This window comes from Streptomyces sp. NPDC049687, assembly GCF_044465285.1.
GTDB lineage: Bacteria > Actinomycetota > Actinomycetes > Streptomycetales > Streptomycetaceae > Streptomyces.
Window position 1 is genome coordinate 467051 of record NZ_JBITLN010000009.1, and the last position, 7011, is coordinate 474061.

A 7011-nucleotide genomic window follows, 5' to 3' on the forward strand; every position below is an offset into this window, starting at 1 on the left:
CCCATGAGCAGCGCCGACCAGTCCTCCCGCGGAGTCGAACAGCCGTCCCGTAGAAAGGTCCTCGCCGCGGCGGTCGTCACCGCGATGGCGGGCGGCGCGAGTCCGGCGACGGCCTTCGCCGACCCCGCCGGGACCGCGGACGCCGAAGCCGCCCGCGCCCGGCCCGTCGACCACCGCTCCTGGCTCACGTACGCCGACTGGAGCTCCGGAACGGCCAAGGGCACGAGGGCCGTCGCGGGCACCCGGCCGGGCCTGGTCATCGGCGCCCCCGCAGGCACCGTCGACTACCGCGACCCGCACTCCAGTACCACCGCCACCTGGGAGTACGCGACCTGGACCGCCCCGGTCCACCGGCTCGCCGTCCCCTCCACCGAGGCGATCGCCTCCTGGAACGCGAGCACCCCGGCCGGCACCTGGCTCCAGGTCGAGCTGAAAGGCACGTACACCGACGGCACCGACACCCCCTGGTACGTCATGGGCCGCTGGGCCTCGGGCGACCAGGACATCAGGCGGACCTCGGTCGACGGCCAGAGCGACGGCAGGAGCACCGTCTGGACCGACACCCTCGCGATCGACGACGCCTCGACGGGCCTGCGCCTCGCCTCGTACCGTCTCCGGCTGACGCTGTACCGCCGCCCCGGAGCGACGTCCACCCCGACCGTGTGGCGGTCGGGCGTGATGGGCTCCGACATTCCGGACCGCTTCACGGTCCCGGCCTCGGTGCCGCGTCTCTCCCGCGAACTGCCCGTCCCGCGCTACTCGCAGGAGATCCACAAGGGCCAGTACCCGGAGTACGACAACGGCGGCGAGGCCTGGTGCAGTCCCACCTCCTCGCAGATGATCATCGAGTACTGGGGCGGCCGGCTCACCGCCGGGCAGCTGAAGTGGGTCGATCCGTCCTACGCGGACCCGCAGGTGTGCCACGCGGCCCGTCACACCTACGACCACCAGTACGGCGGCTGCGGCAACTGGCCGTTCAACGCGGCGTACGCGGCCACCTTCACAGACCTCCAGGGCGTGGTCACCCGACTGACCTCCCTCGCCGACCTGGAGACCCTGATCGCGGCCGGCATTCCGGCCATGACCTCCCAGTCCTTCCTCAAGGAGGAACTCACGGGGGCGGGGTACGGCACCGCCGGGCATCTGATGACGGTGATCGGCTTCACGGCCGAGGGGGATGTGATCGCCAACGATCCGTACGCGGCGGACGACACGGCGGTGCGGCGCGTGTACCGGCGGCGGGAGTTCGAGAACGTCTGGCTCAGGACCAGGCGCCACAACGCCGAGGGCAAGGTCGTCTCCGGGACCGGGGGAGTCTGTTACCTGTACTTCCCGGCGCGTCCGAGTACGCTCCAGCGCGCGGCGCTGAAGGCGGTGGGTGTGCCCGTGTGAGCAAGATCTCGACCGCAAAAGCCCTGGTGGGTGGCAAAGTGGACACCATGACCGCACATGCAGCCAGCGCCGCCCGCACCCGCACCGGCGGCCCCCGGGACAACGGCCCGAAGATCGCCGAGCACGTCATGGGCTGGGTCCTCGTCGCCGTCGTCGCCATGCTCGTCACCCGGCTCGGACTGCTCTGACACCGGACTGGACCACTGCCCATCGCGGTGTGACTGATGTGACCTGACCCACGGTTCGACCTGACATACTGACGTCGTCCGACCGACCGTTGGAGACCAGGGTCGAAATTGAATATCAGCCAACAGCGCGACGCCGTGCGTCCCCGGGCGCGGGGAACCGAGCGCTCACTGGCGCGCCGCGCCGAACTCATCACCATCGGGCGGAAGCTGTTCGCCGACACGTCCTACGACGCGCTCTCGATGGACGACATCGCCCGGCAGGCGCACGTCGCCAAGGGGCTGATCTACTACTACTTCCAGTCCAAGCGCGGTTACTACCTGGCCATCGTCCAGGACTCCGTCGCCGACCTGGTCTCCTTCGCGGCGAGCGGTATCGAACTGCCCCAGGTGGACCGGGTGCAGCGCACCATTGAGGGCTATCTGCGCTACGCCGAGCACAACCAGGCCGCCTACCGCACGATCGTGAGCGGCGGCGTCGGCTTCGACACCGAGGTGCACGCCATCCGGGACGGGGTGCGCGCGGCGATCGTCGCGACCATCGCCGAGGGCGCCTACGGCGACAGCGACATCCCGCCGCTGCCCCGCATGGCCCTGCTCTCCTGGGTGTGCAGTGTCGAGGGGGCCACCCTCGACTGGATCGACCGTCCCCAACTCTCCCGCGAGGTCATGTGCGACCTGCTGGTGAAGACCCTGGGCGGCGCCCTGCGCGCCATCGAGGAGATCGACCCCGCCTTCCCGGCACCCAAGCCGGCCCGCAGGGGCTGAGCGCGCCCGAGGGGCGGAGGATGGTGCTCCCCCGCCCCACGTGCCCGCCGGATCGGATCAGTTGATCGCGTCGATCAGCTCACCGTCCGCCGTGTCCCCGCTCAGCTCCCAGAAGAAGGTGCCACCCAGGCGCTGGGCGTCCTTGTACTTCATCTTCCCCTTGATGGTCTTCGGGGTGTCGTAACTCCACCAGTCGCTGCCGCACTTGGCGTAGGCGGTGCCGCCGACCGTGCCGGTCGCCGGGCACTTGGTCTTGAGGACCTTGTAGTCCTCGCTGCCGTCCTCCCACGTCCCCGCCGCGGGACCGGTGGCCGTGCCGCCCGGCTTCGCCTGGGTGACACCGGTCCAGCCGCGCCCGTAGAAGCCGATGCCGAGCAGCAGCTTCCGGGACGGGATGCCCAGGCCCTGGAGCTTGGCGATGGTGTCGGCGGTGTCGTAGCCCTTCGTCGGAATGCCGGGGTACGAGTGCAGCGGCGAGTGCGGTGCCGTGGGGCCGGTGGCCGCCCATGCGCCGAAGTAGTCGTACGTCATCGGGTTGTACCAGTCGACGTACCGTGCCGCGCCCGCGTAGTCCGCCGCCTCGATCTTGCCGCCGTCGGTGGCGTCCGCCGTGATCGCCGCCGTGACCAGATCGCGAGTGCCGAACTTGGCGCGCAGGGCCTCCATGACGTCCCGGAACGCCTCACGGCCGCTGGTGTCGCAGGTGAGGCCGCAGGCGTTCGGGTACTCCCAGTCGATGTCGATGCCGTCGAAGACGTCGGCCCACCGGGAGTTCTCGACCAGGTCGTAGCAGGACTGGGCGAAGGCCGCCGGGTCCTTGGCCGCCTCACCGAAGCCGCCCGACCAGCTCCAGCCGCCGAACGACCAGATGACCTTGAGGTTCGGGTGGAGCTTCTTCAGCTTGCGCAGCTGGTTGAAGTTGCCGCTGAGGGGCTGGTCCGCGGTGTCGGCGACGCCGTCCACGGACTCCTCGGCGCTGAAGGGCTTGTCGGTGTCCGCCCAGGGGTCGCCGAGGGCGCACTTGCCGCCCGTGACGTTGCCGAAGGCGTAGTTGATGTGGGTGAGCTTGTCGGCGGAACCGGACGTCTCGATGTTCTTGACGTAGTACTGGCGGCCGTAGATGCCCCAGTCGGTGAAGTAGCCCACGACCTTGGAGCCGGGGTGTGCCGCGGCTGTGCCGGGCTCGTCGGCGGTGGCGGTGCCCGCGCCGGCGAGCAGTGCCGCGCCGAGGGCGGCGCAGCAGCCGACGGTCAGGAGCGTCCGCAGCCGGGCGCGGGGATGGAGCGGGGTGTGCATCGGGTGTCTCCTCGCAGGGACAGGGAGGGGATCGCACGCCGATTGGCATGAACGCGGGGAGGCGTTGGACCGAAACGGTAAGAGGACTAGACCACTCCGGTCAATGGTTTGGACCAATCCTGTGGCGGTGGCCGTGCGGCGGGGGCGCACCGGGGGCATACTCACAGCGCGAAGCCGCTGGTCGGCCAGTAAGGAGGCGCCACCATGCCCGAGCGCGCGCCGGTACCGGTGGACCGCGCCCTGCCCATGGAGGAGGCCCGGGAACTCCTGACCCTCGTGCGTGACATCGCCCGGCGCGAGATCGCTCCGACGGCCGCCGAGGAGGAGGACGCGGGGCACTTCCCGCGCGAGTTGTTCACCCTCCTGTCCGTGTCGGGGCTGCTCGGTCTGCCGTACGACTCCGCATACGGCGGTGGCGACCAGCCCTACGAGGTCTACTTCCAGGTCCTGGAGGAACTCGCCGCCGCCCGTCTCACCGTCGGGCTCGGCGTCGGAGTCCACACCCTCGCCACCTACGCCCTCGCCGCCCACGGCACCGACGCGCAGCGGGCCGCGCATCTGCCGGGCCTGCTCGGCGGCGGCCTGCTCGGCGCGTACTGCCTGTCCGAACCGTCCTCCGGCTCGGACGCGGCCGCGCTGCGGACCCGGGCCGTGCGCGACGGCGATGAGTGGGTGATCAGCGGCACGAAGGCGTGGATCACGCACGGCGGGATCGCCGACTTCTACACGGTCATGGCCCGCACCGGCGGCGAGGGCGCGGGCGGCATCACCGCGTTCCTGGTGCCCGGCGACGCCGACGGCCTGACCGCCGCGCCGCCGGAGAGGAAGATGGGGCTCAAGGGCTCGCCCACCGCTCAGGTCCACTTCGACGGCGTACGGATCCCCGACGCGCGCCGCCTCGGCGGGGAGGGGCAGGGCTTCGCGATCGCCCTGGCCGCGCTGGACGGCGGGCGGCTCGGCATCGCGGCCTGCGCGGTGGGCCTCGCCCAGGCGGCCCTCGACGAGGCCGTCGCCCACGCCACCCTGCGACGGCAGTTCGGGCGCCCCCTCGCCGACTTCCAGGGGCTGCGCTTCCTGCTCGCCGACATGGCGACCCGGGTCGCGTCGGGCCGTGCCCTGTATCTGGCGGCGGCCCGGCTACGGGACGCCGGCCTGCCGTTCGCCCAGCAGGCGGCGATGGCGAAACTCCACTGCACCGACGCCGCGATGCAGGTCACCACCGACGCCGTCCAGGTGCTCGGCGGATACGGCTACACCGCCGACTTCCCCGTCGAGCGCTATCTGCGCGAGGCCAAGGCCCTGCAGATCGTCGAGGGCACCAACCAGATCCAGCGGATGGTCATCGCCCGTCATCTGCTGGGTCCGGAGACTCGCTGAACTGCCCGGGCCGCACCTGCGGCGCCGCAGCCCGCACCCACTCCGGATCGAGCCGTCCCGGCACGGTGCGGCCCCGGTCGGCCCAGATGCGCAGCAGATCGCGGTAGATGGGCGGGTCCGGCTGGGGTGGCGGGACCGACCGGTGCGGCGGAGCGAGGGGAACCGATTCTGCGCGTCGGGGGTCCGCCTGTCTCGGTTCCGCGCCTCCGCTTTCCACGGATGCGGGGCCGGTGGACTGGCGGTGACGCCCGCGCGGCGCCGTGTGGGTGGGGGTCACACCGGGGCAACGCGAGGGCGTGAGGCCAGGTCACGGCTGAGCCGGGCAGGCGTGAGTTCGGCAGGCGCCCCGTCTCCGGCCTCGGCCGGTCCCGCATCTGGCCGCCGCGCATGTCTGACGTATCGTCAAATTCCTGCGACCGCAGTGGGGGTGCGCGTCCGGTGCCGGGGGAGGAGGAAGGGTGGCTGGCGCAGGACCGTCCGACCGAGGACCTCCACTGGATCCGGTGCCCCGTCCGCTCCGACGACCGCTTCCTCATCTCGACGAGCAGTTGTCGACTCCCCGTCCACGCCCGTGAGTTGCGGCTCGCGGCGGATCCGGCGGCCGACGCGCCGTTCTTCGTCATGGAACGCGTCGAGGAGGTACTTCGGCGAGGTGGCCGTCCCTGCGGTTCCGGACACACTGATCCTGCACCACGGCAGCCTGCCGGCCGTGGCGCAGGACAGCTACGGGGACTGAGTGAACCGGCTCAGGCGGCGTGGCGGCGCATCACCGGCACGCGCATCGGGCGTGAGCCCGGGCCGCCGACGTGGGAGAAGGGCTGCATACGCCAGTCGAGCCCCTGAGGCAGCGTCAACAGGAGGGCGGTGTCCTGCTCCTGGGGCGCGAAGGAGGCGTCGGCGGGACGGGCCTCGGCCGCCGTGCGTCCCGTACCGGCGCAGACCGTGAGCCCGAACGGGTTCCACGGCGAGGCGCACAGCGCGTGCTCCGGCAGGATCTCCTCGTCCGCCAGAAGGGCGATGGGCTGCGCGCAGTCCGGGCAGATCACCCGGTACATCTCGAAGGTGTCGTACGCGTCGAACTCGTCGACGCCGGCGGAGTAGTCGGGGTCGTCGGATTCGACGCCCTCCGGCTCGGGTTCGACGACGGACTGGAGCCGCTTGGGCGCGGTGCGACCAGGGCGCTTAAGACTCTGCATGGGATTCTCCCCCTCGGGCTGGGCCGTTCGGGCACTGCGGCCTCGACCACAGCAAGCACTTCCCAGACCGTCTCGGCGGTAATCACGAGGACATCACGAAGCCCGGCCGAGAGCTGTGGCCTTCGTCACATGCCACCCGCAGGTGCCCCGGGCGGCCGCCGGACCGCTCAGCCGACTCCCGGCCACCCCCGCCACATCACAAACCGGGTATGACCTGGGGTGCATAGGTATACGCGGAGATCACACGCACTGTAGGTTCTTGCGCCATGGAGGAGCTGGACCGCCACATCGTGCAGCTGCTCGTCAAGGACGGGCGGATGAGTTACACCGACCTGGGCAAGGCCACGGGCCTTTCCACGTCGGCCGTGCACCAGCGGGTGCGCCGGCTGGAACAGCGCGGCGTCATCCGGGGCTATGCGGCCGTCGTCGACCCGGAGGCCGTAGGGCTGCCCCTGACCGCCTTCATCTCGGTGAAACCGTTCGATCCCAGCGCCCCCGACGACATCGCCGACCGCCTCGCCGGCGTGCCCGAGATCGAGGCCTGCCACAGCGTCGCCGGCGACGAGAACTACATCCTCAAGGTGCGTGTGGCGACCCCGCACGAGCTGGAGGAGCTGCTGGGGCGGCTGCGGGCGCTCGCGGGGGTGTCGACGCGCACGACGGTCGTGCTGTCGACGCCGTACGAGGCGCGGCCGCCGCGTATCTAGGGCGTGTTTCGAAAGTAGCGTCGTCCGCCCGGAGGGCGGGGCCCGCGGCGTCTGGTGCGGTGCATCGCAAGGCGGAGGGTCGTCCGCGTA

The 7011-nt window shown here is 71.2% G+C and carries 7 protein-coding genes; 5 read left to right on the forward strand and 2 right to left on the reverse strand.

The features are described 5' to 3' along the window. Positions 1-3 precede the first annotated feature (3 nt). From ACIBVL_RS28435 to ACIBVL_RS28445, 3 genes are all read left to right on the forward strand, one after another. Positions 4-1392, forward strand: coding sequence for a peptidase C39 family protein (locus tag ACIBVL_RS28435; protein WP_399101202.1), 1389 nt, complete (start codon positions 4-6; stop codon positions 1390-1392). A gap of 47 nt (positions 1393-1439) precedes the next feature. Next, positions 1440-1580: an SCO1431 family membrane protein gene (locus ACIBVL_RS28440; RefSeq protein WP_399101204.1), complete on the forward strand. Its 141-nt coding sequence runs from the start codon at positions 1440-1442 to the stop codon at positions 1578-1580. Between the two features lie 108 nt (positions 1581-1688). Beyond that, a complete protein-coding gene (locus tag ACIBVL_RS28445) occupies positions 1689-2345 on the forward strand; it encodes a TetR/AcrR family transcriptional regulator (RefSeq protein WP_399101206.1) in 657 nt (218 codons plus the stop codon). A gap of 57 nt (positions 2346-2402) precedes the next feature. Here the strand turns inward: ACIBVL_RS28445 and ACIBVL_RS28450 are convergent, their stop codons facing one another. Continuing rightward, entirely contained in the window at positions 2403-3641 is a 1239-nt protein-coding gene (locus ACIBVL_RS28450; RefSeq protein WP_399101209.1) for a glycoside hydrolase family 18 protein, read from the reverse strand. 204 nt (positions 3642-3845) lie between these two features. On the opposite strand from ACIBVL_RS28450, the gene ACIBVL_RS28455 reads away from it, so the two are divergent. Then, positions 3846-5018, forward strand: coding sequence for an acyl-CoA dehydrogenase family protein (locus tag ACIBVL_RS28455; protein WP_399101211.1), 1173 nt, complete (start codon positions 3846-3848; stop codon positions 5016-5018). Between the two features lie 746 nt (positions 5019-5764). Here the strand turns inward: ACIBVL_RS28455 and ACIBVL_RS28460 are convergent. Beyond that, the gene (locus tag ACIBVL_RS28460; protein WP_399101213.1) at positions 5765-6214 is read right to left on the reverse strand and encodes a hypothetical protein; all 450 of its coding nucleotides are present in this window, start codon (positions 6212-6214) and stop codon (positions 5765-5767) included. Between the two features lie 266 nt (positions 6215-6480). Here ACIBVL_RS28460 and ACIBVL_RS28465 point away from each other — a divergent pair, with 266 nt between their 5' ends. Then, a complete protein-coding gene (locus tag ACIBVL_RS28465; RefSeq protein ID WP_399101215.1) occupies positions 6481-6921 on the forward strand; it encodes an Lrp/AsnC family transcriptional regulator in 441 nt (146 codons plus the stop codon). Positions 6922-7011 lie beyond the last annotated feature (90 nt).

Excerpts from the sequence above, each read along its gene's own strand:
- ACIBVL_RS28435 (WP_399101202.1), top strand. The coding sequence starts at position 4 with ATGAGCAGCGCCGACCAGTCCTCCCGCGGAGTCGAACAGCCGTCCCGT.
- ACIBVL_RS28440 (WP_399101204.1), top strand. The coding sequence starts at position 1,440 with ATGACCGCACATGCAGCCAGCGCCGCCCGCACCCGCACCGGCGGCCCC.
- ACIBVL_RS28450 (WP_399101209.1), bottom strand. The coding sequence starts at position 3,641 with ATGCACACCCCGCTCCATCCCCGCGCCCGGCTGCGGACGCTCCTGACC.
- ACIBVL_RS28455 (WP_399101211.1), top strand. The coding sequence starts at position 3,846 with ATGCCCGAGCGCGCGCCGGTACCGGTGGACCGCGCCCTGCCCATGGAG.
- ACIBVL_RS28460 (WP_399101213.1), bottom strand. The coding sequence starts at position 6,214 with ATGCAGAGTCTTAAGCGCCCTGGTCGCACCGCGCCCAAGCGGCTCCAG.
- ACIBVL_RS28465 (WP_399101215.1), top strand. The coding sequence starts at position 6,481 with ATGGAGGAGCTGGACCGCCACATCGTGCAGCTGCTCGTCAAGGACGGG.